This window comes from Halobaculum sp. XH14, from assembly GCF_032116555.1.
Lineage (GTDB): Archaea > Halobacteriota > Halobacteria > Halobacteriales > Haloferacaceae > Halorarum > Halorarum halobium.
Window position 1 is genome coordinate 1,949,872 of sequence record NZ_CP134949.1, and the last position, 25,797, is coordinate 1,975,668.

General features: G+C 69.1%; 23 protein-coding genes and 1 tRNA gene. 16 read left to right on the forward strand and 8 right to left on the reverse strand.

Features of this window, described 5'->3' with window-relative positions:
• Positions 1-38: 38 nt before the first annotated feature.
• A complete protein-coding gene (locus tag RJT50_RS09960) occupies positions 39-215 on the reverse strand; it encodes a DUF7331 family protein (protein ID WP_313691114.1) in 177 nt (58 codons plus the stop codon).
• A 143-nt stretch (positions 216-358) separates the two neighbouring features.
• Between RJT50_RS09960 and RJT50_RS09965 the strand changes: the two genes are divergently transcribed.
• The 4 genes from RJT50_RS09965 to sufD all read left to right on the forward strand — a co-directional run bounded on the left by RJT50_RS09965 (position 359) and on the right by sufD (position 6,886).
• The gene (locus RJT50_RS09965; protein ID WP_313691116.1) at positions 359-3,133 is read left to right on the forward strand and encodes a DNA-directed DNA polymerase; all 2,775 of its coding nucleotides are present in this window, start codon (positions 359-361) and stop codon (positions 3,131-3,133) included.
• 132 nt (positions 3,134-3,265) lie between these two features.
• Positions 3,266-4,180, forward strand: a complete 915-nt coding sequence (locus RJT50_RS09970) for an ABC transporter ATP-binding protein (protein ID WP_313691118.1) — start codon at positions 3,266-3,268, stop codon at positions 4,178-4,180.
• Between the two features lie 58 nt (positions 4,181-4,238).
• Positions 4,239-5,669, forward strand: coding sequence for a Fe-S cluster assembly protein SufB (gene sufB, locus RJT50_RS09975; protein ID WP_313691119.1), 1,431 nt, complete (start codon positions 4,239-4,241; stop codon positions 5,667-5,669).
• Positions 5,666-6,886, forward strand: coding sequence for a Fe-S cluster assembly protein SufD (sufD, locus tag RJT50_RS09980; protein ID WP_313691120.1), 1,221 nt, complete (start codon positions 5,666-5,668; stop codon positions 6,884-6,886). The genes sufB and sufD overlap by 4 nt, the downstream gene beginning before the upstream one ends.
• 464 nt (positions 6,887-7,350) lie before the next feature.
• Here sufD and RJT50_RS09985 read toward each other — a convergent pair whose 3' ends face one another.
• The gene (locus tag RJT50_RS09985) at positions 7,351-8,553 is read right to left on the reverse strand and encodes an MFS transporter (protein WP_313691121.1); all 1,203 of its coding nucleotides are present in this window, start codon (positions 8,551-8,553) and stop codon (positions 7,351-7,353) included.
• 140 nt (positions 8,554-8,693) lie between these two features.
• Between RJT50_RS09985 and RJT50_RS09990 the strand changes: the two genes are divergently transcribed.
• The 3 genes from RJT50_RS09990 (at position 8,694) to RJT50_RS10000 (ending at position 9,954) form a co-directional block, all read left to right on the forward strand.
• Entirely contained in the window at positions 8,694-9,182 is a 489-nt protein-coding gene (locus RJT50_RS09990) for a ferritin-like domain-containing protein (protein ID WP_313691122.1), read from the forward strand.
• Complete coding sequence (locus RJT50_RS09995) at positions 9,179-9,613, forward strand: metal-dependent transcriptional regulator (RefSeq protein ID WP_313691123.1); 435 nt, start codon at positions 9,179-9,181, stop codon at positions 9,611-9,613. Before RJT50_RS09990 ends, RJT50_RS09995 begins: the two co-directional genes overlap by 4 nt.
• Positions 9,614-9,881: 268 nt before the next feature.
• Positions 9,882-9,954 (forward strand) — tRNA-Gln (locus tag RJT50_RS10000).
• A 75-nt stretch (positions 9,955-10,029) separates the two neighbouring features.
• On the opposite strand, the gene RJT50_RS10005 is transcribed toward RJT50_RS10000, so the two are convergent.
• From RJT50_RS10005 to RJT50_RS10015, 3 genes are all read right to left on the reverse strand, one after another.
• Positions 10,030-11,034, reverse strand: coding sequence for a phosphotransferase family protein (locus RJT50_RS10005; protein WP_313691124.1), 1,005 nt, complete (start codon positions 11,032-11,034; stop codon positions 10,030-10,032).
• 174 nt (positions 11,035-11,208) lie between these two features.
• Complete coding sequence (locus tag RJT50_RS10010; protein WP_313691126.1) at positions 11,209-11,622, reverse strand: DUF5518 domain-containing protein; 414 nt, start codon at positions 11,620-11,622, stop codon at positions 11,209-11,211.
• A 221-nt stretch (positions 11,623-11,843) separates the two neighbouring features.
• Positions 11,844-12,275 carry an ester cyclase gene (locus RJT50_RS10015; RefSeq protein ID WP_313691128.1) on the reverse strand — a complete coding sequence of 144 codons (432 nt, stop codon included), beginning with the start codon at positions 12,273-12,275 and terminating at the stop codon, positions 11,844-11,846.
• A gap of 197 nt (positions 12,276-12,472) precedes the next feature.
• On the opposite strand from RJT50_RS10015, the gene RJT50_RS10020 reads away from it, so the two are divergent.
• From RJT50_RS10020 to RJT50_RS10030, 3 genes are all read left to right on the forward strand, one after another.
• Positions 12,473-12,934, forward strand: coding sequence for a DUF2240 family protein (locus RJT50_RS10020; protein WP_313691129.1), 462 nt, complete (start codon positions 12,473-12,475; stop codon positions 12,932-12,934).
• Positions 12,935-12,969: 35 nt separating this feature from the next.
• On the forward strand, positions 12,970-13,386 hold the full coding sequence (locus RJT50_RS10025; protein WP_313691130.1) for a DUF7993 family protein: 417 nt from the start codon (positions 12,970-12,972) through the stop codon (positions 13,384-13,386).
• 70 nt (positions 13,387-13,456) lie between these two features.
• Entirely contained in the window at positions 13,457-14,692 is a 1,236-nt protein-coding gene (locus RJT50_RS10030; RefSeq protein WP_313691132.1) for a DNA double-strand break repair nuclease NurA, read from the forward strand.
• 49 nt (positions 14,693-14,741) lie between these two features.
• Here the strand turns inward: RJT50_RS10030 and RJT50_RS10035 are convergent, their stop codons facing one another.
• Positions 14,742-15,077, reverse strand: coding sequence for a DUF7113 family protein (locus tag RJT50_RS10035; RefSeq protein WP_313691133.1), 336 nt, complete (start codon positions 15,075-15,077; stop codon positions 14,742-14,744).
• A gap of 99 nt (positions 15,078-15,176) precedes the next feature.
• Here RJT50_RS10035 and RJT50_RS10040 point away from each other — a divergent pair, with 99 nt between their 5' ends.
• From RJT50_RS10040 to RJT50_RS10050, 3 genes are all read left to right on the forward strand, one after another.
• On the forward strand, positions 15,177-17,159 hold the full coding sequence (locus RJT50_RS10040) for an ATP-binding protein (RefSeq protein WP_313691134.1): 1,983 nt from the start codon (positions 15,177-15,179) through the stop codon (positions 17,157-17,159).
• An 87-nt stretch (positions 17,160-17,246) separates the two neighbouring features.
• Positions 17,247-17,666, forward strand: coding sequence for a universal stress protein (locus RJT50_RS10045; protein ID WP_313691135.1), 420 nt, complete (start codon positions 17,247-17,249; stop codon positions 17,664-17,666).
• Between the two features lie 134 nt (positions 17,667-17,800).
• Positions 17,801-18,337 (forward strand): CARDB domain-containing protein, encoded by a 537-nt coding sequence (locus tag RJT50_RS10050; protein WP_313691136.1) that lies wholly within the window; start codon positions 17,801-17,803, stop codon positions 18,335-18,337.
• A gap of 75 nt (positions 18,338-18,412) precedes the next feature.
• Here RJT50_RS10050 and RJT50_RS10055 read toward each other — a convergent pair whose 3' ends face one another.
• Positions 18,413-19,600: a KaiC domain-containing protein gene (locus tag RJT50_RS10055; protein ID WP_425499726.1), complete on the reverse strand. Its 1,188-nt coding sequence runs from the start codon at positions 19,598-19,600 to the stop codon at positions 18,413-18,415.
• A 136-nt stretch (positions 19,601-19,736) separates the two neighbouring features.
• Between RJT50_RS10055 and RJT50_RS10060 the strand changes: the two genes are divergently transcribed.
• Positions 19,737-20,558, forward strand: coding sequence for an NAD(+)/NADH kinase (locus RJT50_RS10060; RefSeq protein WP_313691138.1), 822 nt, complete (start codon positions 19,737-19,739; stop codon positions 20,556-20,558).
• A gap of 12 nt (positions 20,559-20,570) precedes the next feature.
• On the opposite strand, the gene RJT50_RS10065 is transcribed toward RJT50_RS10060, so the two are convergent.
• On the reverse strand, positions 20,571-21,590 hold the full coding sequence (locus RJT50_RS10065; protein WP_313691139.1) for a S66 family peptidase: 1,020 nt from the start codon (positions 21,588-21,590) through the stop codon (positions 20,571-20,573).
• Between the two features lie 137 nt (positions 21,591-21,727).
• On the opposite strand from RJT50_RS10065, the gene carB reads away from it, so the two are divergent.
• Positions 21,728-25,072, forward strand: coding sequence for a carbamoyl-phosphate synthase large subunit (gene carB / locus RJT50_RS10070; protein WP_313691141.1), 3,345 nt, complete (start codon positions 21,728-21,730; stop codon positions 25,070-25,072).
• 123 nt (positions 25,073-25,195) lie between these two features.
• Complete coding sequence (locus RJT50_RS10075; RefSeq protein ID WP_313691142.1) at positions 25,196-25,762, forward strand: HD domain-containing protein; 567 nt, start codon at positions 25,196-25,198, stop codon at positions 25,760-25,762.
• Positions 25,763-25,797: the final 35 nt, after the last annotated feature.

Below are 25,797 nucleotides of genomic sequence, written 5' to 3' on the forward strand. Positions count from 1 at the left end.
ACGGACATCGCGTTCAAAAGGGTTCGTTCCCGACCCGCTCAGACCTGTTCGGAGACCGGGACGGCGAGGCTCGCCTCGACCCAGGCCAGCGGGTTCGCCGCGTCGTACAGTACCACCCGGCCGTCGTCCTCGTACGCCTCGACCGTGTCGACGGCCTCGTCCGAGCGCGCGTCCGCGCTCGTGCTGTCCCACGATGAGTCGGTTGGGTGGCTCATGGGGTATCCCGTGGTATACTTTCACATGGTATAGGCCTTTCCGTCGCGGCGGTCGTCGCCGGGCCGGACCCCCGACCTCGGCCGTTCGGACCGTCGGGGGGCGAACGGTTGGCTTTTTAGCCGGCACCGCCGAAGCCGCGACCATGACAAACGCGAGCCTCACGGACTTCGGTTCGGGTGACGCCGACGGGGGGGACGGCGACCGGCCGGACGAGGAGGCCGCCCACGTGGCCGGCGACGGGACGGGCCACGTCAGCGAGGTCGTCGACGCCCAGGACATCCGCGTTCCCGACTCGACCGGGACGCTGGAGCTGATGGTGACGGCCGTCGATTACACTGTCGAGGGGAACGGCGCGACCGAGTACCCCGTCGTCAACGTGTTCGGCAGGACGAGCGATGACGAGACCGAACACGTCCGGGTGCTCGGGACCGAGCCGTACTTCTACGTCCCGACGGCCGACCTGGAAGGTCGGGACCTCGCCGACGAGTACGACGTCGTCGTCAGCACGCGCGAGCATCCCCGGGGTGGCGGTGATGATGCCGGGGTCGAGAACGGCGAGCCGGGGGACGAGACCGGCGGGTTCGAGAGCATCCGCGGCGAGGACGTCACGAAGGTCATCGCGAGGACGCCCCGCGACGTGGGGCAGATCCGCGACGACTTCGAGCGAACGTACGAGGCCGACATCCTGTTCCCGAACCGCTTTCTCATCGACAACGGCGTCAGCTCCGGGATCCGCGTCGAGGAGCGCCGCCTCGACGACGGCCGTCTCCAGGTGTTCCCCGGCCACCTCGAAGCCGCGGACGTGGACGCGAACCTCCGGGTAAACACGTTCGACATCGAGGTCGACGACCGGCGCGGGTTCCCCGAGGACGGCGAGGAGCCCATCGTCTGTCTCACCAGCCACGACTCCTACCGCGACGAGTACGTCGCCTGGCTCTACGAGTCTCCCGACGCGGAGGTCGACTCCCCCGAAGAGCTCAGGGGGTACGAGCCGTACCGCGACGGTCCGGACCTCGACGTCAGGACGTTCGCCGCGGAGGACGCGATGCTCGACGCGTTCCTCGCGTACGTCAGCGAGACGGACCCCGACGTGCTCACCGGCTGGAACTTCGAGGACTTCGACGCGCCGTACTTCCTCGACCGCTGTGAGGAACTCGACCGCAAGAGCGAGTACGACCTCTCGCCGGACCGCCTCTCGCGGGTGAACGAGACGTGGCGCTCCGGGTGGGGCGGCCCGGACGTGAAGGGCCGGGTCGTCTTCGACCTGCTGTACGCCTACCAGCGCACCCAGCGCTCGGAACTGGACTCCTACCGGCTCGACGCGGTCGGCGAACTCGAACTCGACGTTGGCAAGGAGCGCTACTCGGGCGACATCGGCGACCTCTGGGAGCAGGACCCCGAACGGCTCCTCGAGTACAACGTCCGCGACGTGGAACTGTGCGTCGAGATCGACAGGAAGCAGGACGTCGTCACGTTCTGGGACGAGTCCCGGAAACTCGTCGGGTGTCAACTGGAGGACGCGACGACGCCCGGGGACGCCGTGGACATGTACGTCCTCCACAAGGCGTTCGGCGAGTTCGTGCTCCCGACGAAGGGCCAGCAGGAGGGCGAGGAGTTCGAGGGCGGCGCGGTGTTCGAGCCGATCACGGGCGTCCGGGAGAACGTCACCGTGCTCGACCTGAAGTCGCTGTACCCGATGTGTATGGTGACGATCAACGCCTCGCCGGAGACGATCGTCGAGGACCCCGACGCCTACGACGGCGAGACGTACCGCGCGCCGAACGGCACCCGGTTTCGGAAGGAGCCGGACGGGATGATGCGCGAGATGGTCGACGAACTGCTCGCGGAACGCGACCAGAAGAAGGCCGCCCGCGACGAGCACGACCCCGGCTCGGACGCCTACGAACAGTACGACCGCCAGCAGGCGGCCGTGAAGGTCATCATGAACTCGCTGTACGGCGTCTCCGGCTGGGAGCGGTTCCGCCTGTACGACAAGGAGAACGCCGCGGCCATCACCGCGATGGGCCGGCGCGTTATCGAGTTCACCGAGGAGGCCGCCAACGAGATCGACCACGAGGTCGCTTACGGGGACACCGACTCGGTGATGCTCGAACTCGGCCCCGACGTCTCGACCGGGGAGGCGATCGAGCAGTCGTTCGCCATCGAGGAGCACATCAACGGCCGGTACGACGACTTCGCCGCGGAGGAACTCGACGCCGAGCAACACCGCTTCCAGATCGAGTTCGAGAAGCTCTACCGCCGGTTCTTCCAGGCGGGCAAGAAGAAGCGCTACGCCGGACACATCGTCTGGAAGGAGGGGAAGGAGGTCGACGACGTCGACATCACCGGCTTCGAGTACAAGCGCTCCGACATCGCGCCCGTCACGAAGCGGGTCCAGAAGGAGGTCATCGAGAAGATCGTTCACGGGGAGGACACCGGGGCCGTCAAGGAGTACCTCCACGGCGAGATCGCCCGCTTTTCCGACGGCGAGGTCGACCTCGAGGAGGTGGGCATCCCGGGCGGCATCGGCAAACGGCTCGACGCCTACGACACCGACACCGCGCAGGTCCGGGGCGCGAAGTACGCGAACATGCTGCTCGGGACGAACTTCCAGCGCGGGTCGAAGCCGAAGCGGCTCTACCTTGAGAAGGTCCATCCCGACTTCTTCCGACGGATGGAGACCGAGGAGGGGTTCGACCCGGCGGCCGACGACCTCTACCGGGAGTTCAAGCGGACGCCCGACGTCATCTGCTTCGAGTACGCCGACGAGATTCCCGACGAGTTCGCGGTCGACTGGGCCAAGATGCTCGACAAGACGCTGAAGGGACCCATCGCCCGCGTCATCGAGGCGCTGGGCATGTCCTGGGACGAGGTGAAGACGGGTCAAGAGCAGACGGGACTTGGCTCGTTCATGTGAACCGACGCGACGTCGAGCCGACCGGGTTTCCCGAATCGGAAAGAAATTTTGGTGTGGGACGACCTCTCACGCGCGCATGCGAAAGGATTAACCCCCGAAGTCCCCCATTCCCGCGCACGAGGAATTCATACGATGGCAACACTCGAACTTCGCAATCTCAAGGCCGAGGTCGCCGAGACGGGGGAAGGGATCCTTCACGGCGTCGACCTCAAGGTTGAAAGCGGCGAGATCCACGCGCTGATGGGACCGAACGGCTCGGGCAAGTCCACGACCGCGAAGGTCATCGCGGGCCACCCGGCCTACGAGGTCACGGGCGGCGAGGTGCTGCTCCACCTCGAGGACGCCGACGTCTCGGACCTCGACGTCGACCTCGACGACGAGGACTACACGTGGGACCTGCTCGATCTGGAGCCGAACGAGCGCGCCGCGCTCGGCATCTTCCTCGGCTTCCAGTACCCGGCCGAGATCGAGGGTGTCACGATGACGAACTTCCTCCGCCAGGCACTCAACGCCAAGCTCGAGGAGCGCGAGGAGCTGTTCGAGGACGAGGAGGAGGCCGAGGCCGACGACGAGGACGACGCGGGCTACGACACCTCGCCGATGGAGGGCAACGTCGATGAGGGCGAGGTCGGCGTCGCCGAGTTCCAGCAGCTCCTGAAGGAGAAGATGGAGCTGCTCGACATGGACGAGAAGTTCGCCTCGCGCTATCTCAACGCCGGCTTCTCCGGCGGGGAGAAGAAGCAGAACGAGGTGCTCCAGGCCGCGATCCTCGAGCCTTCCATCGCCGTGCTCGACGAGATCGACTCCGGGCTGGACATCGACCGCCTGCAGGACGTCTCGGAGGGCATCAACGCGCTGCGCGACGAGCAGGGCACGGGCATCCTGCAGATCACCCACTACCAGCGCATCCTGGAGTACGTCGAGCCGGACCACGTCCACATCATGCTCGACGGCGAGATCGCAAAGAGCGGCGACGCCTCCCTCGCGCGCGAGCTCGAGGACGAGGGGTACGACTGGGTCCGCGAGGAAGCGTACGGCACCGCGTAATCGGATTCGGGTACTGAACAGCCTAATAACCGTTCGACGGTAATCAACAGACAAGAACATGAGTTCGGATCAAGACCACCTGAAGCAGACGGACACCGAGGACCGCTTCGACTTCAAGAAGGAGGAGAAGTCGGCGTTCCGGAGCGAGAAGGGCCTGAACGAGGAGACGATCAGGGCCATCTCGGAGGACAAGGACGAACCGGAGTGGATGCTCGAGCGGCGCCTGCGCGCGCTCGAGCAGTACCACGCGATGCCCATGCCGACCGACTGGCCGGGCCAGCCCGACCTCTCGGAGATCGACGTGGACGAGATCGTCCCGTACATCCGGCCGGACGTCGACACCCGCGGCGGCGTCGACGACTGGACGGAGCTCCCCGACGAGATCAAGGACACGTTCGACAAGTTGGGCATCCCGGAGGCCGAGAAGAACGCGCTCTCGGGCGTCGGCGCCCAGTACGAGTCCGAGGTCGTCTACCAGAACATGCAGGAGCGCTGGGAGGAGAAGGGCGTCGTCTTCTGCAACATGGACGAGGCCGTGCGCGAGCACGAGGAGCTCGTCCGCGAGCACTTCATGACGACCTGCGTCCCGCCCAGCGACAACAAGTTCGCGGCGCTGCACGGCGCGGTGTGGTCCGGCGGGTCGTTCGTCTACGTCCCGGAGGACACGACCGTCGACATGCCCGTCCAGGCGTACTTCCGCATGAACTCCGAGGGGATGGGCCAGTTCGAGCACACGCTCATCATCGCCGAGGAGAACTCGGAGGTCCACTACATCGAGGGCTGCTCGGCCCCGAAGTACTCGGCGTTCAACCTCCACTCGGGCGGCGTCGAGGTGTTCGTCGGCGAGGACGCACACGTCCAGTACTCGACGGTGCAAAACTGGTCGAAGAACACGTACAACCTGAACACGAAGCGCGCGCTCGCGGAGAAAGGCGGCCGCATGGAGTGGATCTCGGGGTCGATGGGGTCGAAGGCGACGATGCTGTACCCCTCGACGATCCTCAAGGGCCGCGGCGCGAGCGACAACCACATCACCATCGCGTTCGCCGGCGAGGGCCAGAACATCGACACCGGGGCGAAGGTGTACCACAACGCCCCGAACACGAAGTCGACCATCGAGTCGAAGTCCATCTCGAAGGACGGCGGCCGCACGAACTACCGGGGGCTCGTCCACATCGCGGACGGCGCGGAGGACTCCTCGACCGCGGTCGAGTGTGACGCGCTGATGTTCGACAACGAGTCGACCTCCGACACGATGCCGTACATGGAGATCAACGAGTCGAAGGTCGACGTCGCCCACGAGGCGACCGTCGGCAAGATCGGCGACGAGGACGTGTTCTACCTCCAGTCGCGCGGTCTCGACGACGACGACGCGAAGCAGATGATCGTCTCTGGCTTCATCGAGCCGATCACGGAGGAACTGCCCATCGAGTACGCGGTCGAACTGAACCGGCTCGTGGAACTGGAGATGGAGGGGTCGCTCGGATGAGCACGCAGGTGCCACTGAGCATCTCCGAGGACACCATCCACACCATCTCGGAGGAACGAGGCGAGCCCGAGTGGCTGCTCGAACGCCGCCTCGAAGCGTTCCGCGCGCTCGAGGAGCTCGACCTGCCGGACGTCATCCAGACGCCGGGCCGCCGGTGGACGAACCTCGAGGACCTCGCGTTCGAGGAGTTCGTCGACCCGCTCGACCAGCGCGACGAGACCGAGCGCGTCACCGCCGAGGGCGCGGAGGTGCTCCCGTTCACCGACGCGCTCGACGAGCACGAGGAGCTCGTCCGCGAGCGCTTCGGCTCGGTCGTCGACCCGGAGACGAACTACCTGACCGCGCTCTCGGCCGCGCTGTTCACCACCGGCACGGTGATCCACGTCCCCGACGGCGTCGACGCCGAGGACGTGAAGATCCGCGCCGAGATGAACAGCGGCTCGCTGTTCAGCCACACGCTCGTCGTCGCCGGGAGCAACGCCTCCGCGACGATCCTCGAGCGCGTCTCGAACGGCGAGGACACTCCCGCCGACGGCGACGACCGCCGCTACTTCAGCAACGTCGTCGAGGTCGCGACCGACGAGAACTCGTACGTCCAGTACGGCTCGCTCCAGAACCTCGACGAGGACGTCTACACCTACTCGCTGAAGCGCGGCGACGCCGCCCGCTACGCGACGATCAGCTGGATCGAGGGCAACCTCGGCTCCCGCCTCACCCGCTCGGACATCGAGACGGAACTGGACGGCGACTCCTCGGAGACGAAGATCGTCGGCGCCTTCTTCGGCCACGACGACCAGCACTTCGACGTCAACGCCCGCGTCTGGCACAACGGCGAGCACACGACCGCCGACCTGGTGACACGCGGCGTGCTCGACGACGAGGCGCGCTCGGTGTACGAGGGCGTCCAGGACGTCGGCCGCGAGGCCTGGGACACCTCGAGCTACCAGCGCGAGAACACGCTGATGCTCTCGGACGAGTCCGAGGCCGACGCCTCCCCGAAGCTCATCATCCACAACCACGACACCGAGGCGTCCCACTCGGCCACCGTCGGCCAGGTCGACCGCGAGGACCTGTTCTACATGACCTCGCGTTCGATCCCGCCGCGGACCGCCCGGAACATGCTCGTGGAGGGCTTCTTCGTGCCGGTGCTGGAGGAGGTCGAGGTCGACGAGCTTCGGGATGACATCCAGGAGCTCATCGCGCAACGGCTGGACTGACGCGGGCGAATTTTCGTTTTCCGGGTTACGAGCTTCGGTTTGGTTGAGACGGTGCAACGTTACGGCCGCTGTTCAATCAGCGCCCTCGAAAGCCCCCTGCCGTGCATGGTTCAGTGGGCGGTGCTGGAGTCGCTGCGACTGCCTCGAAACCCCCCGCGGGGTTCGGCTCCCGCGAACCGCGATGCGCGCATCGGCTCACTACGTTCGCCTACGGTGCTTGCGGGTTCGGGGTTCGCCGAGCCCCGCGGCCCCTATCAGTCCCACCCAGACCGCACCGCACAGCCACACGCCTCCCTTACGTCGGAGCACGCTCCTCGGAACTCACCCTCGCTTCGCTCGCGTGAACAGCCGATTCGCTCGGTCGGCTCGCTCCGCTCGCCAGCTCTCACTCATCCCTCGCGCGATTCGGCCGCCCACGAGGGGCGGCCGCCGCGCGCCACTGCAACCGATCGGTCGAAGAAGCGTCAGTCCCCGGAGCCGAACACCGCGGTCCTCCCCGTCCGACGACCCAGCCTGAGCAGCGCCGGCAGCGTCGCCAGCGCGACGAGCATCTCCAGCCCGCCCGCGACGCCGAACGCCGCGAGGTAGCCGTACGTCGCCGCGACGCCGCCGCCGACGAGCGACCCTGCCAGGAACCCGAGGCTGCCCGCGGCGTTGAAGCCGGCGACGGCCAGGCCGCGTTCGGTGTCGCCCGCGAGGTCGACCACGAGCGCCAGCGTCGCCGGGGCCATCAGCGCGCCGAGCACGCCGACCACGACCATGGCGACCGCCGCCCACGCCGCCGACGGCGCGAGCCCGACCGCGACCACGGCGACCCCGAACGTGAGCGAGCCGGCCGACACCGGGACGATACGGCCGACCCGATCCGAGAGCACGCCGAACGGGTACTGGAGGAGCGCGAACGGGGCGAAGAAGGCCGCGAGCATGAGCCCCGTCGCGGCCGGCCCGAGTCCGAACGCCTCCCGGAAGTAGAGCGTGCCGACGAGCGCGAAGAAGCCGGCCGTGAGCCGGTCGACGAACGCGAACGCGTACGGAACGGCGAGCTCCCGGCGCTCGCGGACGCCGCGGACGAGCGCCGAGAGGCCGCCCTCGTCGCTCTCTGCGGGCACCTGATCGGGGACGAGCAGCGCGAGCACGCCGGCGACCGCGAGCAGGCCGGTGGCGAGATACAGCGGCGCGAACACGTCGTACTCGTACAGCCGTCCGCCGACCGGCGCGCCGATGGCCGTCCCGAGACCGATTGCGATGCCCGCCGCGCCCATGTTTCTCCCGTTCCCGCCCTCCAGGTCCGCGAGCGCACTCATGGCGAGCGAGAACGCACCGACCGTGAGCGCCCCCTGGACCCCGCGGACGGCGAGCGCGCCGACGAACGAGAGGTCGACGAGGCTCGGCAGGACGGCGAGCGAGAGGTAGCCCGCCGCGCCGCCGAGCGCGCCGACCACGATGAGCGGGCGTCGCCGGCCGGTCGAGTCGCTGAGCGCGCCCCAGCCCCCGACGAAAAGGACGAACGCCGCGAACTCGACCGAGAGGAACAGCGTCGGCGCAGAGACGCCCGAGCCACCGAGCTCGGCCGCCAGGAGGTCGACGCCGGGGTAGACGAGCGTCTGGGCCAGCATGACTGCGAACACCACGGCCGTGAGCGCGACCCGGTCGGCCCTGTCGGTCATCAGCGACGGTTGGCGGTCCCCGGGCTTGAGGGTTGGCGATTCGGCACGCGAGGGAACCGCTTAAGTCGCAGGTCCCCCGAGAAATCCCTAATGGATCACGCATCGAGACGGGAAAACCGAACGGCGCGCGGCCCGGGCCGATGAGCGTCGGGCAGCGGGTCACCTCCGACCACCAGCTCGCCCGGCTGCTCCAGATCGGGGTGGTGCTGGAGGAGGTCGTCGAGGCGCGGGCGACCCAGCACTACCGCGAGATGGACGCGGCGTTCGACGACGAGATCGTCGAGCTCCTCGACCACGCGGCCGAGGAGTCGGCCGAGCACCGCGACCGCCTGGAGGAACTCATCGAGGAACTCGACGCGGAGTCGGTGTCCTACGAGGAGATCGAGGCGCTCGTCGAGGCCCAGTACGGGCAGACGAAGCCCGAGGACTTCGACGGCGTGCTGTACGACCAGCTGTGCAACGAGGAGACGGCCTACAAGTTCTACGACGACCTCATCCGCGCGGTCGAGGGGAGCGACGCGACGTACTCGATCGGGCGCGACCGCCTGCTCTCGACGCTGCGGGCGATCCGCGAGGAGGAGGCTGACGGCGTCGAGGACGTGACCGACGTGATGGAGCGACGAGCATGAACACGGCAGATCAGTACCTCAAGGCGATCTACCTGGTGCAGGAGATGGAAGACGGCCCGGCTTCGACCGGCGCCGTCGCGGACGCGCTGGACATCAGCCCCGCGAGCGCGAACGAGATGATTGGCAAGCTGGAGGATCGGGGCCTCGCGGAGCACGAGAAGTACAAGGGCGTGAGCCTCACCGAGGACGGTATCGTCCGCGCGCGCGACGCGATCCAGAACTACTGCATCATCGAGCGCTTCCTGGCCAACGTGCTCGAGGTCGAGGAGTTCCGCGCGGAGGCACACTCGCTGGAGGCCGTCATCGACGACACGGTAGCGGAACGGCTCGACACCATCATCGACCGCTCGTCGGAGTGCCCCGACTGCTTCGACGCCGGCACCGACGCCTGCCGCTATCTCGAAGTCGAACAGGAGAACATCGCCGACTGACGCCGACCGAAACGACCCACGGGAGTTAAGAGGTGGGACCGTTTCGGGCTACCCGTTCTACATGGGTGGGAGTGTAACGAAACGTCTTCGGCGGTTCGTCGGACTGGGTGCGGATTCGGCGGCCGCCTTCGAGTGCCAATCGTGTGGCGAGGGGTTCGAGATGGACAGACAGCAGTGTCCAGAGTGTGATGGGTTCGACATCCGTCGCGGGTGAGGCCGTTCCGGAACCGCTTAGTTTCGCGCGCCGAGACGGTTTCCCGTGGCAAGCAGTCCCGTGGTGTAGCGGCCAATCATAATGGCCTTTGGAGCCATTGACGGCGGTTCGAATCCGCCCGGGACTATGATTCTCCGAGACGCTCGGCGCGCTCACCGGCGAAGCTCACTAGCGAATTCGTCCGAACCGTCCTCGGCCACGGTTACGAACCGACGCGCGTCGGAAGCGGCGACCGCTCCAACCGCGACGAACCGGTACACAGGTCCTCGAAGGCCCGCCGGTGTTCGGCGACGCGTGCCGAGACCGCAGCCTCGGGGAGCCCCTCCGTCTCGGTCGTCAGATGGCGGGCGAGTCGCATCCTGGCGAGCAGTTCACAGCAGTGCCACCGCTCGGAGTCCGCGTCCGGGGGGTCGCCGTACCCCTCCCAGAACGCCGTCCGGTAGGACCGCCCGGCGTCCGCGTCGACTCCGTACCCCTGCGTGAGCAACGCGAGCGTCGTCACCGCGTCCCAGAGCGGGTCGCCCGCGGTCGGTAGTTCCCAGTCGAGGACGGCCGCGGTCACTCGCGACCCCTCGGGGTCGAGACGGAGGTTGTCGAGTCGGTAGTCGCCGTGGACGAACACCGGGTCGACGGCGTCGAGGTCGGCGCCGTCGAGCAGGTCGGATCCGAGGCCCCGAAGCCGATCACACCGGTCCGCGAACGGGGAGTCCCGGAGGTCACCGACCTGGCGATCGAGCGATCCGCGAAGCATCCGTTCGTACTTCCGCTCTTCGGCCACCGTCAGTTCGCCGTCCCGAACAGCGACGCGACCGAACGCGGGCAGGTCGAGCCGATGGAGGTCCGCGAGGTTGGACCCCGCCTCCCGGCAGAGCCGCTCGGCGGTCCGACGCGGGAGGTCTCGTATCCGGCCGTGGCCCGAGCCAGCGACGAACTCGGACACGGCGAACGGGTAGCCGAGCGGCGCCTGGCCGGTCGCGTGGACCGCCGGAACGGGGACGTCGGTCTCGCGGCCGACGACCCGCATCGTAGCCGGTTCGGCGTCGAAGCGGTCCGGAAAGCGCGTCCCGACCTTGAGGAACCGTCGCTCGCCGTCCCGCGTCGTGATCCGATACGCGTGGTTCTTTCCGGCCTCGACGACGGTGGTCGTCCGAATCGAGTCGCCAGTCGCACGGGCGAACGCCCGACCGAGCGCAGTCCGAGTGAACATTGGGATCAGGTGGAAACCGCGTCGCACCGGTCCGTCCGGCTCACGGCTCGGGAGTCGGGACCCGCCGGGAAAAGTCGGACTGTTCGCCGCGAACGGTCGCGGGGCGGTTCCGGAGGACGGACGGGGAGAGATGGATGGCTCTCCTCACCCTGATCGCTCACAAAAATGAACCGGTCAGCGGCCCGCGGGCCGCCCGGCGTCCATCTCGCTCGGCTCCTCAGCCGACCGCTTCGCCATCGCGCCGACCCAGCCGCCGATGGCCCCCGGAATCGCGTAGAGACCGAGCAGCAGGAGGGAGACGAGCAGCAGTTCGAGGCCGATGGCGGCCGCGAGGAACGACCCGGCGGCACCCAGCACGACGAGCACCGCGAGCGCGCCGATTGTCGTGGCGAGCGCCCCGTGGGCCGCGCCGGTTCTCCGCCCGGCGTCGGCGACGTAGCCCGCCGCCGCACCACCGAGGATGCCGGCGACCACCCAGCTCGCCCCGGAGAGCGAGAGGTCGGCCACCGGGACGGTGAAGCCGGCCACCACGCCCGCGAGGAGTGTGACGACGAATCCGATGCCTACCGCACGCCAGTTGATTGTCATGGTTGCAGCCGTACGGACGACGTGTGAGATATTAATCTAGTATTGCTGAATTACTGCCCGTTCGTTGTCGACGTGCTCGTGTGAGCCAACACGTCCGTGGCTCGGGCGCACGATTACCGGTGTATCGTGGGGTCCGGGGTCGTCGTTCCCCGGCAGTCGCTCCCGACCGGCGAGCCACGGCCGCAAGCCGACTCACACCGACAGCCCCACATGGGTCGATCCTACGGCATCGGGGAGTCGACGATACCCAGCTGGTTCAGCATCCCGAACATGTCGGGCTGGACCCATCGCTCGACGATCTTCCCGTCCTCGATCCGCGTGAACACCGTGTTCTGGATCTCGAAGCTCCGATTCGTCGGCTCCACCCCCATGAAGAGGCCCTCGTGGGTGCCGCGTATCGTGACGCGCATGGCGACCCTGTCGCCCTCCGTGACGACGTCCTCGACGGTCGCCGTAACGTCGGGGAACCCCTCCAGGAACTGCTCGAAACTCCGACGGATCGCGTCGCGGCCGCGGTGGTCGCCCACCGGGTCGTGTTCGACCGCGTCCTCGGCGTACAGTTCCTCGACGAGGTCGAGGTCCCGCTCGGTCGCCAGTTCCTCGGGGATGCGCCGTGCCAGTCGTTCGTTCTCCCGTGAGTGTGTAGTGGCCATCGTTCTCCTCGAGGCCCTCGACCGTCCGGTTCCGTCGGTGGGCGGGAGAGCCTCGTCCGGGAGTTCGCCATCCGTCTCGGTAGCCGTTGTCACACATTGGTTGCCAGATTGGGGTGGCGCCCACCGGGGGTCCGTCCGGCGTGGTCGAGGCGCGCGGGATAGCCGCGCTTTTGGTGCCCGACGCGGACCCTCCACGCATGACTCTCGAGGCGGCGGTCGCCGTCCCGTTCCGCGGGGCGGGCGCCGACAGGATGGGCGAGGGCGAGTTCGTCGTCGCCCTCTCGCTCGACCGCGACTGGTTCTCGCCCGACCAGGCGAAGCGGCTCGTCGACGTCGCGACCGGACGCGGACTCATCGCGCAGGACGACGGCGACCTCGTCGCGCGGTTCGACCCCGCCGAGGTGTCGGTCCCGGCGGACTTCGTCCCCGACGAGTCGGTGCTGCGCGAACAGTCCACCTTCGAACAGGTGGTGGACGCACTCGTCGCCGGCGGCGTCGAGAAGCGCGAGGCCGTCGCCGCGGCGAACGAGCGCCAGCGGGACCTGGGTGTGACGCTCGAAGCCGCTGCCGTGCTCGTCGCCCGCGAACGCGGCGTCGACGTCGACGGCCCGGCTGCCGCCGCGCGCGCCGACCTGCTCGCGGGAGGGGAGGACCGATGAGCCTCCCCCAGCAGCCTGACCGGGGCGAGTGAACGATGGTCGAGGAGCGCACGACCGACGGCGTCCGCATCGCGCAGCTGCTCGCCTCCGAACTGACCGGCGGGGGCGGGCACCTCGCGGACGTGACCGTCGCGGACGCCGACCCCGACGTGGCGCCCGCCCCGGACGGCGCGCTGGCGTACCGGGTGCGTCCGGGAACGGACGACGAACCGCTCGCGGACGCGTTCGTCCATCCGGACCGCGCCCGCGTCGAGTTCCGCGTCGCGCCCGACGTCGCAGCCGAGGAGGCGACCGAGGCCGGACTCAGGGTGCGACCGAAGGCGGTCAGGCCGCCCCGGACCGTCGTCTTCCTCGAGGACGGCGCGGAGGTAAAGCGGGTGCTCCCGGCGTTCGGAGCGGTCGTCCGTGCCGTCGCCGGCGACGCCGGCGATCGAGGTCCGGACGACGGGTAGGGAGACCTGCCGGACCATCCCGCCGGTAGGGACCGCACAGTTTTTGCACCGGCCGGGTAGTGACCCGATAGTGACGCTCGACCCCATCCACGTCGACACCATCGCGTATCTGGCCTCGGCCATCGCGGACGGGGTCGACGACGGGGATCACGACGACCTCGCGGGCACCGTCTGGACCGACTGGCTCGACCCGCTCCGGGACGACGGCAGACCGGTCATCGAACCGGTGGGCGAACACGAACTCCGGCGGGCGAGCGTCGAGGACGCCGCGCTCGCCGAACGACCGTTCCCAACCACCCACGGCGTCGACTCCGGGACGCTGAACCCGACGGCGTTCAAGAACGGGCTGGTGCTCGACGTCGCACACGCCGCGATGGGGACCGAGCCGACGGACCTCGACGTCCACCAGTCGCGCTCGATCGTCGTCACCGTCCACGCCACCGACGCCACCGTCCACCTCCCGGACGGCTGGAGCCGGTACGACGGCAGCAACAGCGAGCGACGGGTCCTGACGGTCCCTCGCACCCGCCGGTTCGCCGACGAGACGGTCCACGAACTCGCGCTCTCGCTCGCGGAGTCCCATCACGCGCTCCAGCACAGCCACGTCGTCGACGACCTGCTCGTGCTCGACGGGCCGCTCTACCCGAAGCAGCTGCTCAACTGGGCGACGAGGGACCGCGAACTCCGGGACCTGGCGTACGGCGACGCGGTGACGGAGGCCGTCGAGAACTACGTCCGCCTCGTCGAGCGGCACGTCGAGCGCGAGGTCCCGCTGCTCGGGTTCGTGAAGAACTCGACGTCGCGGTATCTCACCCGGACGCTGGACGCGAAGGGGGTGGAGGCGCCGTGGCCGGACGACGCGGCGATGTTCACCCGGCTGCTCGAACGGCGGGCCGACGGGGAGCGGGTCACGGACGAACTCACGTTCACGTCCTGGCTGCACTCCCGGGGCGGGTCGGACGAACCCCTCTCGGCCTCCGGCGACGCGCTCGGCGTGGAGCGGAACTTAGACCCGGCGCTGTACGAGGTGACGTTCATGTTCGTCTACGACCCCCGGGGGGACCTGCTGTTCAAGGTCGAGTCGCCCGCGGCGTTCACCGAGGACGAGGCGGTCCGGTCGGCGCTGACGACCCAGGTCGTCTCGGAGGTGGCAGCCGAACGCGGCCCGCCGCGGGCGGTGGACAAGGCCGACGAACTCGCGGCCATCGGCGTCGGCGAGAAGGAGTCGCTCCGCCGGAAGTTCGAGGAGCGGTTCGGCAGCGAGTTCCTCCACACGTACGACGACGTCCGGTGGGGCGAGGAGTAGGCGACCGCCCCGGTTCGTTCGGTGGGGGAGCCGGCAGTCGGGGCCCTGCTCACTCGGGGTCCGCCTTCTCCACCGCGACGTCGACTTCGTCGGCCGCGACGCCGACTCGCGCGAACTGCGTCCTGATGTGCTCTTTTGCCGCCTCCACCGCCTGGTCGCGCGTGTCGAACCCCCGGGGCATCGGCGACTCGAAGGCGACCTGGATGGTTCGACCGCCGAGTTCGAGGCTCGACCCGCCGCTCTCCACCTCGTAGAACTCGTCACAGACCCAGACGTACGCCGCGTCCTCCTCGGGCGCGCCCCTGAATCGGGGCGCGTCCTCCCCCCGCTCGTACACCGAGCCGGTCAGCTCGGTGCCCCAGGCTTCACCGCGGATGAGCAACATACCGACGGTAGGGTTCGGAGCCGGAAAAGTCGCCTCCTCCCGGCGCGGCCCCCGAGCAGGTGAGCGGTCTTTTTGGTGGGCCCCGCCGTGGCCCGGGACATGGCCGACTCCGGCGACTCAGAGCTCGGGGACTTCCAGGACGTTTCCTCGTCCGTCGACGGCGGCTCCGACCACGACGGGTCCGGCGACGCGCACGGGAGCGGTGGGACGGACGAGCCCTCCGAGGGGTCCACCGATTCGGGGTCCGACGACGGGGGATCCGGCTCAGTCGAGGGGGGCGCTGGCTCCGTCGACGAGGGATCAGGCTCCGTCGGCGACGACGATGAGGCGGCCGACGGGTTCGCCCAGTACGCGATGGACGCCGCCGCCGGTCCCGCGGCGACCGGCATCGGGACCCTCTCGGTCGCACAGGGGCTGTGCGTCTCCGAGGACGGCGAGGAGACGAGCCTGAAGGCGTTCGTCACCACCGGGAACCGCGAGGGGATCAGGCTCGGCACGTACCTGCTCGTGCCGTATCCGGACGGCGAGACGATGTTCTCGCGAATCACCGCGCTGGAGTACGCCCAGGAGTTCCACACGGACGACGCGACCGAACTCACCGCGCGCCGTCGCCTCCAGGGCAACGGCGACGCGTTCAGCGAGGCCGACTACAAGTTCGTCGCGGACCTCGACCCGACCGCCGTCCTGTTCTCCGATGACGGCGGCACCGCCGGCGACGGCGAGGGCCCCGACGACGACCTCAAGCGGCGGATGGTCGACCGCGTTCCGAAACCGGGCGCGCCGATCAGGCAGGCGACCGACGCCGAGCAGATCAAGACCGGCCTCGCCATCCCGGAGGAGGGCGTGTTCCTCGGCCACCTCTCCGTTGGCGGCGAGAAGGTTCGGACCGCGGCCGAACCGCCGACGGTGGACTACCGGCTGAAGGACGACTACGCCGACGGCGACCCGCTGGTGTTCCGCCACACGCTCGTCGCCGGGGGCACCGGGTCGGGCAAGACCCACGGCGCGAAGAACGTCCTCCGGCAGTACCTCGGGCGCAGCTACGAGATGGACGACGGCAGGGACGCGAAAGCGGCCGTCGTCATGTTCGACCCGCAGGACGAGTACGCCCAGATGCACGACGACAACCCCGCGTTCGACGGCGACTGGGCGAGGCGGCTGGATCGGGAAGGCATCGAACACGGTGGCCACGATGACACCGTCGCGCTCGTCCCGAAGGAGGCCGGCACGAGCTATCCCGGCGTGGGCCACCGCGCGGAACAGGTCGAGTTCACCGTCCCGTTCAGCATCGTCGACGAGTACGACATGCCGTGGCTCGTCGCCGGCGCGTCGCTGAACGACAACCAGTACCCGGCGCTCCTGACGCTGCTGAACCGGTTCTTCCGCAACTACGACGACGGCACCTACGAGCAGTTCCTCTCGTTCCTCGACGACCCGGCGCTGAAGGAGGAACTCCACGAGTCCGGCCGGGTCCACGAGGCGACCTACGACGCCGTGAAGCGTCGGGTTCGGGGCATCCCCTCCGGCGTGTTCGATCAGGACGCGAAACCGATCACGGAACTGGACACGACGCTCGTCCGCTCGGGCGGGCTGACGGTCATCCCGACGTACCACCTCTCCTCGGCCCGCGCGAAGGAGATGTTCGTGCTCGCCGTCTCCGCGATGCTCGTGGACGACAAGCTCTCGAACGACCCGAACAGCGCGCGCGTCGACGAGACGCCGCTCGTGCTCGGGATGGACGAGGCGCACAACTTCCTCGCGGACGCCGAGAACGTGCAGGCCCAGAAGGTCGTCCAGAAGTTCACCGAGGCCGCAAAGCAGGGCCGGAAGGAACGGCTCGGCCTGTTCCTCGTCACGCAGGACCCCCAGGACGTCGCGGATCCGGTGTTCAAGCAGGTGAACACGCGGCTCGTCCTCAACCTCGGCGACGAGGACGCGATCCGGAGCGTGAACATCCCGCCGGAGCTGACCGGGAAGGTGCCGTACATGGAGAAGGGCCAGATGGTCGTCTACTCGCCCGACAACTCGGAGCCGGTGGAGGTAACCGGCCTGCCGGTGTGTGTGACCAGACACGGCGAGTGACGACCGGGTCCCCCGACCGAACTTCGGGTGACTGCGGGGGACCGGTTCGCCGTCAGCATTTTGCGGTCGCATATGCTACCATTCCGCATGAAAAAGCGGATCCTCGTCGCCTTCGACGGCACCGAACAGTCGGCCGCCGCCCTAGAGTACGCGGCCGAGGAGTGGCCCGACGCGGAGCTGGTCCTCCTCACCGTCATCGACCCCTCGGAGGGCTCGTTCAGCGCCGGTCGGGGCGTCCCCAGCGGGTCCGAGGAGTGGTACGAGACGATGAAAACCAGGGCGGAGGGGACCCTGGCCGACGGCGCGGCGCTCGTGGACCGGGACGTCGAGACCGTGACCGAGGTCGGCGGACCCGCCGGGGCGATCGTCGACTACGCCGAGGAGGCCGACGTGGACGTCGTCGTGGTTGGGAGCCACGGCCGACGGGGCATCTCGCGGATGGTCCTCGGCAGCGTCGCGGAGCAGGTCGTCCGCACCTCGCCGGTCCCGGTGCTGGTCGTCCGGTAGCGTACCGAGTCCCACGCCGTACCGCCTTCCGGTGACCGCCCCGAACCCGATCCGTCACGGCCCGCGCCACGACCGTTTTCAACGCCGATAGACGGGGCGAAGCGTTTAGGGTGGGCCACCCGCCCGACCAGAGTATGGGAGCGAGGAGCGGAACGCTGGCGGTGCTGGTCGTGGTGCTCGTGGCCGCGCTCGCGGCGGGGTCGGTCGCGGGGGCCGAGGACACCCCGTGCGAGGCGGACGGGGAGAAGAAGTTCTGTCTCACCGAGGTCAGCCTCTCGACGGAGAGCATGACCGCCGGACAGTCGGCGACGCTCGACGTGACGGTGCGAAACGAGGGGAACGCGACGGCGAACGCGACGGTCGTGTTGAACACCGTCGACCCGAACAACGTCACCCAGTCGTACAACCTGCGGGAGCAGCGACTCGAACCGGGCGAGGAGGTGAGCCTCTCACAGCAACTCGACGCGACGACGCCGGGGATGCACGGGATGCAGGTGCTCGTGTTCGGCGACTCCATTGGGCACCGCTACGACGCCTCCGCGGCGAAGACGCTCTCGGTCGAGGAACAGACGCCCGGGCTGGGCGGTCCGCTCGACCGCGCGGAGTTCGCGCTCGTCGCGCTGCTGGGCTCCATCGGCGTGCTGGGGTTCATGACCTACCGGACCGACTGACACGGCTTCGCCGGGGTTCGACGAGCGAGCGAACGAAGTGAGCGAGCGAGGAGGACCCCGGTCAAAAGAGGTTCCCTAGAAGATGTTCGCCTGCCGGTAGACCGAGATTCCTTCGCCGGTGATCTCGTAGGGCTTCGTCTCGCGGGAGTGGTTCGCGTCGCGGATCTTCTGGATCTCAACCGCCAGCCGCGTCTCACGGAAGTCCGAGGGGCGGACGTACTGGAGGATGAACACCGCGTCCGTGAGATACTCCACGATGCCGTGCCGGGAGGCGTAGGCGTTCTCCTCGCTCGCCTCGGAGGTCAGCATCGTCGTCACGCCGGCGTCCTTTAGCGACCGCGCGAAGTCGAACACCTCAGAGCGCCGCTTCGACGGGTGGTCGTACATCATCTCCAGCAGGGAGACCGAGTCCAGGACGAGCCTGTCGGCGTCGAACTCCTCGACGAGCCGCGAGATGTCGTCCCGGATGGAGTCGAGCGAGTTCGCCATCTCGATCGGATCCATCGACACGACCGCGAGCCTGTCCTCCTCGACGTACTCGCGGTACGACCAGCCCTTCTCCTCGGCCGTCGAGAGGATCGCATCCCGGCACTCCTCGAGGGTGATGTAGACGGCCTTGCCGTCGCTCGTCAGCGCCTCGTTGAGGAACTGGAGCCCGAACGTCGTCTTCCCGGTGCCGGCGCTCCCGATGACCGTCATCAGCGACCGCCGGGGGACGCCCCCGAGGATCATCTCGTCGAGGCCGCCGATGCCGACGTCGATCCGCTCGATGTCGGAGTCGAACGCCTCCTCGTCGAACTCGACCCCGCCGCCGCCGAACCCGCCACCCTCCCCGGCCGTGCCGACGCCGCCGTCTCCGGTGCCCATGCCGAAGTCGTCGCTGCCCCCGGTTCCGAAGCCGCCGCCCCCGCCGAACCCGTCTCGCTCGCCGCCCGGGGAGGGGGCACCGCCCATCGCGTCGGCGAAGTCCTGTCCGAACGGGTCCGCCCCGTCGGACTCGGTTCCCTCGGCGTCCGCCGCACCGAACCCCGCGTCGGCTCCGGGTCCGTCGGGGCTACCGAACTCGCCGTCAGCCGCACCCGCGTCGAACCCGTCGGAGTCGTCACCGAACCCGTCGTCGGTTCGGCCACGCTCGGCCGCATCCGGACCGGCGGCGGAGCCGTCCTCGTCGTCGGCCGAATCGCCGTCCACGTCCTCCTCGTCGTCCTCGCGGAGCGCCCGCTCGAACCAGTCGTCCCCGTCCTCGTCGCTCACGCGGGCCACCCCGGCAGGCGTGTCGCGGACGACCGACCGGCGTCGCGCGCCTTCATCACGGTGCAAGAGCGTGCCGGACGCCATGAATGTTCCCCAGCGGTTCGGGGTCGGCGGGGTTTTTGTCGGGGGCAGCCAACCTCGGGGCATGGACGTCGGCATCGTCGCCCAGAAGGGGAACACCCGGGCAACGTACCTCGCGTCGGACGTGGCCGACCGCCTGGCGGCGGTCGACGTTCGCGTCCGCCTCGACGAGGTGACCGCCGACGCGCTCGACGCGTCCGGGATTTCGATGGACGAGATGGACGCGACGGACCTGGTCGTCTCCATCGGCGGCGACGGCACCTTCCTCTTCGCGGCGCGCGCGGCCGGCGGGACGCCGGTGCTCGGGGTGAACCTCGGGGAGGTCGGCTTCCTCAACGCGGTCCCGCCGGCCGAGGCGGTCGACGCGATCCTCGCCGAGGTCGAAGCGTTCCGGGACGGCGAGATGACGATCCGGGAGGCCCCCCGACTCGCGGCGACCTGCCGTGACTGGGAGAGCGCACACGCGGCCAACGAGATCGCCGTGCAGGGATCACGGCGGGGCCACGGCGGCGGCGTCGGCATCGAGGTGCGCGTCGACGGCTCGCTCTACTCGGGCGGGCACGCCGACGGCGTCCTCGTGGCAACCCCGACGGGGTCGACGGCGTATAACCTCTCCGAGCGCGGCCCGCTCGTCCATCCGAGCGTCGACGGCCTCGTCGTCAACGAGATGTGTGCGACCGGCGGAATGCCGCCGCTGGTCGTCGCGCCGGACGTCACCGTGAGCGTCACGCTCACCGACGCGGACGGAGCGGTCGTCATCAGCGACGGCCGACGGCCTCACACGGTGGAGGTCCCGACGGAGGTCGTCGTCGAGCGCGCCGGCCCGCCGGTCCGGGTCGCCGGGCCGTCCTCGGACTTCTTCGAGGCGCTGAAGAAACTGGAGTGAGGTCGGTCCGGTTCAGTCGAAGCGAACCGTCGCGGCCTCCGGATCGAGCGTCGCGGTCGCACCGAGCGGGAGCGGGAAGATCGGCGAGGTGTGCCCGAAGTCGACGTCGAAGGCGGCGGTCGCGTCCTCGCAGTACCGATCCAGTTCCCGGTTCACCGCTGCCCGGACGTTCGCACGATACTCGTCGAACTCGCGCGAGTAGTCCAGCGTGGGGTTGTTCGCCTGCGGGCGGGCCACGAGTACGCCCGCGAACCGCTCCAACCAGCCGCGCTCGCCGAGCGAGCGGAGCAGGTAGCCGACCTCGTCGGGGTCGGGCAGCGTTTCGGACGTCTCCAGGGCCAACACGGCGCCGTCCAGGTGCTCGGGCTCCGGCAGGTAGCGCTCCGTTTGGAGGTGCCATCCGACGATGGCGAGACAGCCGCCCCAGGTCGGCCCGGAAACCGTGCCGCGGTCGCGCCAGGTCCAGTCCGGGGCGTCGTGCCAGTCCCTGGACTCACCCGACTCGAAGTCGTACCAGTCGTCGGTCCACTCGGCCGCCGGCTCGACCGGGCCGAGCGCGTCGTCGAACAGCGCGCGGTCGAGGTACCGCGCGGTGTAGGGGTGCAACTCGGGGTCCACGACGAGGTCCGGCAGCGCGGTCGCGCCCCAGGACACCTGCCCCAGCGTCCAGAGCAGCAGCCGCAGGTTGTCGTTGTCCGAGTAGCCGAGGAATCGGGTCGGATTCGATCGGAGCCGCTCAGGGTCGAGATGCTTGAGGACGCGAAGCTGGTCGTCGCCGCCGGTCGCCGCGAGCACCGCGCCCACGTCGGGGTCCTCGAACGCGCCCATCAGCTCCTCGGCGCGCTCCGCCGGCGGTGCCGGGCCGTCCGCCGGGTCGCGGTCGGCGGTCGGGTAGCTGACCACGTCGAGGTCGAACCGGCCCGCGAGGCGACGCTCCGCGACGTCGATCAGTTCGTCCGGAATCGGCCGGGACGGCGCGAGGATCGCCACCGTGTCGCCCGACGAGAGGGCGGGAGGGCGCGTGTGCTCCATGTATCCGGCAAAAGCGGCGGTGCGGACCAAAGGTCCATCGACGGTGTGTGAACCGTTGGCTTGCGAATTTCGCAAACTCGCTACGAATATCGAGGCGCTTCGCCGAGCTTATTACGATACGCGAACTCGTCCCGACAATGAGTGGAGACGGCCGCACCATCCTCCTCATCGGCAGCGGACCGATTCAGATCGGGCAGGCCGCGGAGTTCGACTACTCCGGGGCGCAGGCCTGCCGCGCGCTTCGTGAGGAAGGGGCCCGAGTCGTGCTCGTGAACTCCAACCCCGCGACGATCATGACCGACCCCGAGATGGCGGACCGGGTGTACATCGAACCGATCACGACCGACGCCATCGCGGAGATCATCCGGACGGAGCAGCCGGACGGCGTCATCGCCGGGCTGGGCGGACAGACGGGGCTGAACGTCACCGCCGAACTCGCGGAGGAAGGCGTGCTGGAGGAACACGACGTGGAGATCATGGGCACGCCGCTCGATACCATCTACGCGACGGAGGACCGGGATCTGTTCCGCCAGCGGATGGAGGACATCGGCCAGCCCGTCCCACGCTCGACGACCATCTCGCTCGACGAGGGCGAGTCGGTGACGGAGTTGACCGAGGACTCGATCCGCGAGCGCGTCGAAGCGGCCGCCGACGGCGTCGGCGGCCTGCCGGTCATCGCCCGGACGACCTACACGCTCGGCGGCTCCGGCTCCGGCGTCGTCGGCGAGATGGACGAGCTGATCGAGCGGGTCCGGACCGGCCTGCGTCTCTCGCGCAACAGCGAGGTGCTCGTCACCGAATCCATCTCGGGCTGGGTCGAACTCGAGTACGAGGTGATGCGCGACGCCGACGACTCGTGTATCATCATCTGCAACATGGAGAACCTCGACCCGATGGGCATCCACACGGGCGAGTCGACGGTCGTGACCCCCAGCCAGGTCATCCCCGACGACGGCCACCAGGAGATGCGCGACGCGGCGCTCGGGGTCATCCGCGAACTCGGCATCCAGGGCGGCTGTAACATCCAGTTCGCCTGGCGCGACGACGGCACGCCGGGCGGCGAGTACCGTGTGGTCGAGGTGAACCCGCGCGTCTCCCGCTCCTCGGCGCTGGCCTCGAAGGCGACCGGCTACCCCATCGCACGCGTCACCGCGAAGGTCGCGCTCGGCAAGCGCCTCCACGAGATCGACAACGAGATCACCGGCGAGACGACCGCGGCGTTCGAGCCGGCGATCGACTACGTCGTGACGAAGGTGCCGCGCTGGCCCCAGGACAAGTTCGAGGACACGGACTTCACGCTCGGCACGGCGATGAAGTCCACCGGCGAGGCGATGGCGATCGGCCGCACGTTCGAGGAGAGCCTCCTCAAGTCGCTCCGTTCCTCCGAGTACGACCCGGCCGTCGAGTTCGGCGCGCTCGAGGACGAGGAGCTGACCGAGGAGTACCTCGAACGCCCGAGCCCCGACCGCCCGTACGCGATGTTCGAGGCGTTCGAGCGCGGGTTCTCCGTCGAGGAGGTGGTCGAGGCGACCGGCATCTACGAGTGGTACGTCGAGCGCTTCGCCCGCATCGTCGAGGCGAGCAAGGAGGTCGTCGACGGCGAGTTCACGCCCGCCGCCACGGCCGGGTTCACGAACGCCGAAATCGCCGCCCTCGCGGGCAACGAGTTCGAGGACAGCAGCCTCACCTGGCTGCCCGAGACCCGGGGTGCCTGGCGGACCGCGGAGGCGACCGAGGCGGTTGCGGGGGACGCGACCGGATCCACCGACGGCGAGGACCTCCCGGTCTCCGCGGCCCGCGCGGGCGTCGGCGAGGTGGAGGCCGCGGTGCCCGGCCGGACGTACAAGCAGGTCGACACCTGCGCGGGGGAGTTCGAGGCGTCGACGCCGTACTACTACTCCTCGCGCAAGCCGGAGTGGTTCAGCGGCCCCTACGAGGGGGACGCGGCCGCGGGCGAACTGCAGGTCGACCGCGACGTCGAGTCCGTGGTGGTGGTCGGCGGTGGCCCGATCCGCATCGGGCAGGGCGTCGAGTTCGACTACTGTGCGGTCCACGCGGTGCGCGCGCTCCGGGAGGTCGGCATCGAGGCCCACGTCGTCAACAACAACCCCGAGACGGTCTCGACCGACTACGACACCTCCGACGGGCTGTTCTTCGAGCCCATCACCGCCGAGGAGGTCGCCGACGCCGTCGAGGCGACCGGTGCGGACGGCGTGATGGTCCAGTTCGGCGGCCAGACGTCGGTCGACGTCGGCGAACCGCTGAAGGACGAGTTCGAGCGCAGGGGGCTCGACTGCGAGATCATGGGCACGACCGTCGAGGCGATGGACCTCGCGGAGGACCGCGACCGGTTCAACCGCCTGATGGACGACGTCGGCGTCGCTCAGCCGGAGGGCGACTCGGCGACGAGCGAGGCCGAGGCGCTCGAACTCGCCCGCGACATCGGCTACCCGGTGCTCGTGCGCCCGAGCTACGTGCTCGGCGGGCGCGCGATGCGGGTCGTCCACGACGACGACGAACTGCGGGAGTACATCACGGAGGCGGTCCGCGTCTCGCCGGACAAGCCGATCCTCGTCGACGAGTTCCTCACGGGCGCGGTCGAATTCGACGTGGACGCCGTCTCGGACGGCGAGGACGTGCTGATCGGCGGCGTGATGGAGCACGTCGAGTCGGCGGGGGTCCACTCGGGCGACTCGGCCTGCGTCATCCCGCCGCGCTCGCTGAGCGACGAGACGATGGCCCGCGTGCGCGAGGTGACGGCCGACATCGCCCGCGCGCTGGACACCGTCGGGCTGTTGAACGTCCAGCTCGCGGTCCGGGAGGGCGACGGTCCGGACGCGGACGTGTACGTGCTGGAGGCGAACCCGCGCTCCTCGCGCACGGTGCCGTTCGTCTCGAAGGCGACGGGCGTCCCCATCGCGAAGCTCGCGGCCCAGGTGATGACGGGACGGTCGCTCGCGGACCTGGACGCGTCGGAGGCGATCCCCGAACACTTCAGCGTGAAGGAGGTCGTCCTCCCGTTCGACCGCCTGCCGGAGTCGGATCCGCGGCTCGGTCCCGAGATGAAGTCGACCGGCGAGGTGATGGGCACCGCGACCAGCTTCGGGAAGGCGTACGGAAAAGCGCTCGAGGCTGCCGGCCAGGGACTGCCCGAATCGGGGACGGTCACGTTCGCGTTCGTCGGCGACGCGCTACCGGACGCCGGGAGCGGGGCGGCAGCAAAACTCCGCGACGGCTTCACGGAGTACTACGACGCGACCGAGTTCGAGGACATCCCGGCCGCGCTGCGCGAGGGCAAAATCGACCTGCTGGTCACCGACGAGCGGGACGCGCTCCGCGCCGCGGTGGACGAGGACGTGCCGTACGTCTCGACCGAGGCGGCCGCCCGCGCGTCGCTGGCGGCGCTGGCGAGCCGCGGGGACGACCCCGACATCCAGGCAGTCTCCGACCGGCCACACCGGGCGGCCGAGTGGGGTCGCTGAACCGAACTTCCGTCCTGACTTTTGAACCGGACTTCCGGACCGACCTTCCGAACCGAACTCGCAGCCCGGGCCGACCAGCGAACCGCTGAACGCTTTTCACCCAGCCGTCCGTCGCGTCGGTCGATGACCGACACGGGACCCGCCGACCTCGCGGAGACGTTTCCGGCACTGGAGGACGTCACGAACCGCACGCTCCGCGATGGTGTTCGGGACGCCTGGGCCACCGCGCTCGCCGAGACCGAGTGGGACGACCTCGATTCCGTTCCCTGGCTCCCCGACGAGCAGGAGCGACTCGGGCTGCCGGACGAGACGCTCGTCGCGCACGTGAACGACGTGGTCGAACTCTCGCGGGCGCTGACCGAAACGCTGCGCGAACGTCGCGGCGACGTCGTCTCGACGGACCTCGTCGTCGCCGGCGCGCTGATCCACGACGTGAGTAAGCTGTACGAGTTCGCCCCGGACTCGCCGGGTGGAACGAAACGCTACGACCTGCTCGGGCATCCCTACGTCGGCGTCCACGTCTGCGAGGCGGCCGGCCTCCCGGTCGAACTCGCCCACGTCGTGCTCTCACACACCCACCGGACGGCCGTCGACCCGGCGACGCTGGAAGCAACTCTGATCGCTCGCGCGGACCAGGTCGCCGCGGCCGCCATCCGCTCGCGGGCGCTCGACGACCTCCGGGACGCCTGAAACCGACCCGAACAGACGCCGAACCGTGGAACCGG

What these genes read in the sequence shown, in the direction of transcription:
- RJT50_RS09960 (WP_313691114.1), bottom strand. Translation starts at nt 215, where the DNA reads ATGAGCCACCCAACCGACTCATCGTGGGACAGCACGAGCGCGGACGCG.
- RJT50_RS09965 (WP_313691116.1), top strand. Translation starts at nt 359, where the DNA reads ATGACAAACGCGAGCCTCACGGACTTCGGTTCGGGTGACGCCGACGGG.
- RJT50_RS09970 (WP_313691118.1), top strand. Translation starts at nt 3,266, where the DNA reads ATGGCAACACTCGAACTTCGCAATCTCAAGGCCGAGGTCGCCGAGACG.
- sufB (WP_313691119.1), top strand. Translation starts at nt 4,239, where the DNA reads ATGAGTTCGGATCAAGACCACCTGAAGCAGACGGACACCGAGGACCGC.
- sufD (WP_313691120.1), top strand. Translation starts at nt 5,666, where the DNA reads ATGAGCACGCAGGTGCCACTGAGCATCTCCGAGGACACCATCCACACC.
- RJT50_RS09985 (WP_313691121.1), bottom strand. Translation starts at nt 8,553, where the DNA reads ATGACCGACAGGGCCGACCGGGTCGCGCTCACGGCCGTGGTGTTCGCA.
- RJT50_RS09990 (WP_313691122.1), top strand. Translation starts at nt 8,694, where the DNA reads ATGAGCGTCGGGCAGCGGGTCACCTCCGACCACCAGCTCGCCCGGCTG.
- RJT50_RS09995 (WP_313691123.1), top strand. Translation starts at nt 9,179, where the DNA reads ATGAACACGGCAGATCAGTACCTCAAGGCGATCTACCTGGTGCAGGAG.
- RJT50_RS10005 (WP_313691124.1), bottom strand. Translation starts at nt 11,034, where the DNA reads ATGTTCACTCGGACTGCGCTCGGTCGGGCGTTCGCCCGTGCGACTGGC.
- RJT50_RS10010 (WP_313691126.1), bottom strand. Translation starts at nt 11,622, where the DNA reads ATGACAATCAACTGGCGTGCGGTAGGCATCGGATTCGTCGTCACACTC.
- RJT50_RS10015 (WP_313691128.1), bottom strand. Translation starts at nt 12,275, where the DNA reads ATGGCCACTACACACTCACGGGAGAACGAACGACTGGCACGGCGCATC.
- RJT50_RS10020 (WP_313691129.1), top strand. Translation starts at nt 12,473, where the DNA reads ATGACTCTCGAGGCGGCGGTCGCCGTCCCGTTCCGCGGGGCGGGCGCC.
- RJT50_RS10025 (WP_313691130.1), top strand. Translation starts at nt 12,970, where the DNA reads ATGGTCGAGGAGCGCACGACCGACGGCGTCCGCATCGCGCAGCTGCTC.
- RJT50_RS10035 (WP_313691133.1), bottom strand. Translation starts at nt 15,077, where the DNA reads ATGTTGCTCATCCGCGGTGAAGCCTGGGGCACCGAGCTGACCGGCTCG.
- RJT50_RS10040 (WP_313691134.1), top strand. Translation starts at nt 15,177, where the DNA reads ATGGCCGACTCCGGCGACTCAGAGCTCGGGGACTTCCAGGACGTTTCC.
- RJT50_RS10045 (WP_313691135.1), top strand. Translation starts at nt 17,247, where the DNA reads ATGAAAAAGCGGATCCTCGTCGCCTTCGACGGCACCGAACAGTCGGCC.
- RJT50_RS10050 (WP_313691136.1), top strand. Translation starts at nt 17,801, where the DNA reads ATGGGAGCGAGGAGCGGAACGCTGGCGGTGCTGGTCGTGGTGCTCGTG.
- RJT50_RS10060 (WP_313691138.1), top strand. Translation starts at nt 19,737, where the DNA reads ATGGACGTCGGCATCGTCGCCCAGAAGGGGAACACCCGGGCAACGTAC.
- RJT50_RS10065 (WP_313691139.1), bottom strand. Translation starts at nt 21,590, where the DNA reads ATGGAGCACACGCGCCCTCCCGCCCTCTCGTCGGGCGACACGGTGGCG.
- carB (WP_313691141.1), top strand. Translation starts at nt 21,728, where the DNA reads ATGAGTGGAGACGGCCGCACCATCCTCCTCATCGGCAGCGGACCGATT.
- RJT50_RS10075 (WP_313691142.1), top strand. Translation starts at nt 25,196, where the DNA reads ATGACCGACACGGGACCCGCCGACCTCGCGGAGACGTTTCCGGCACTG.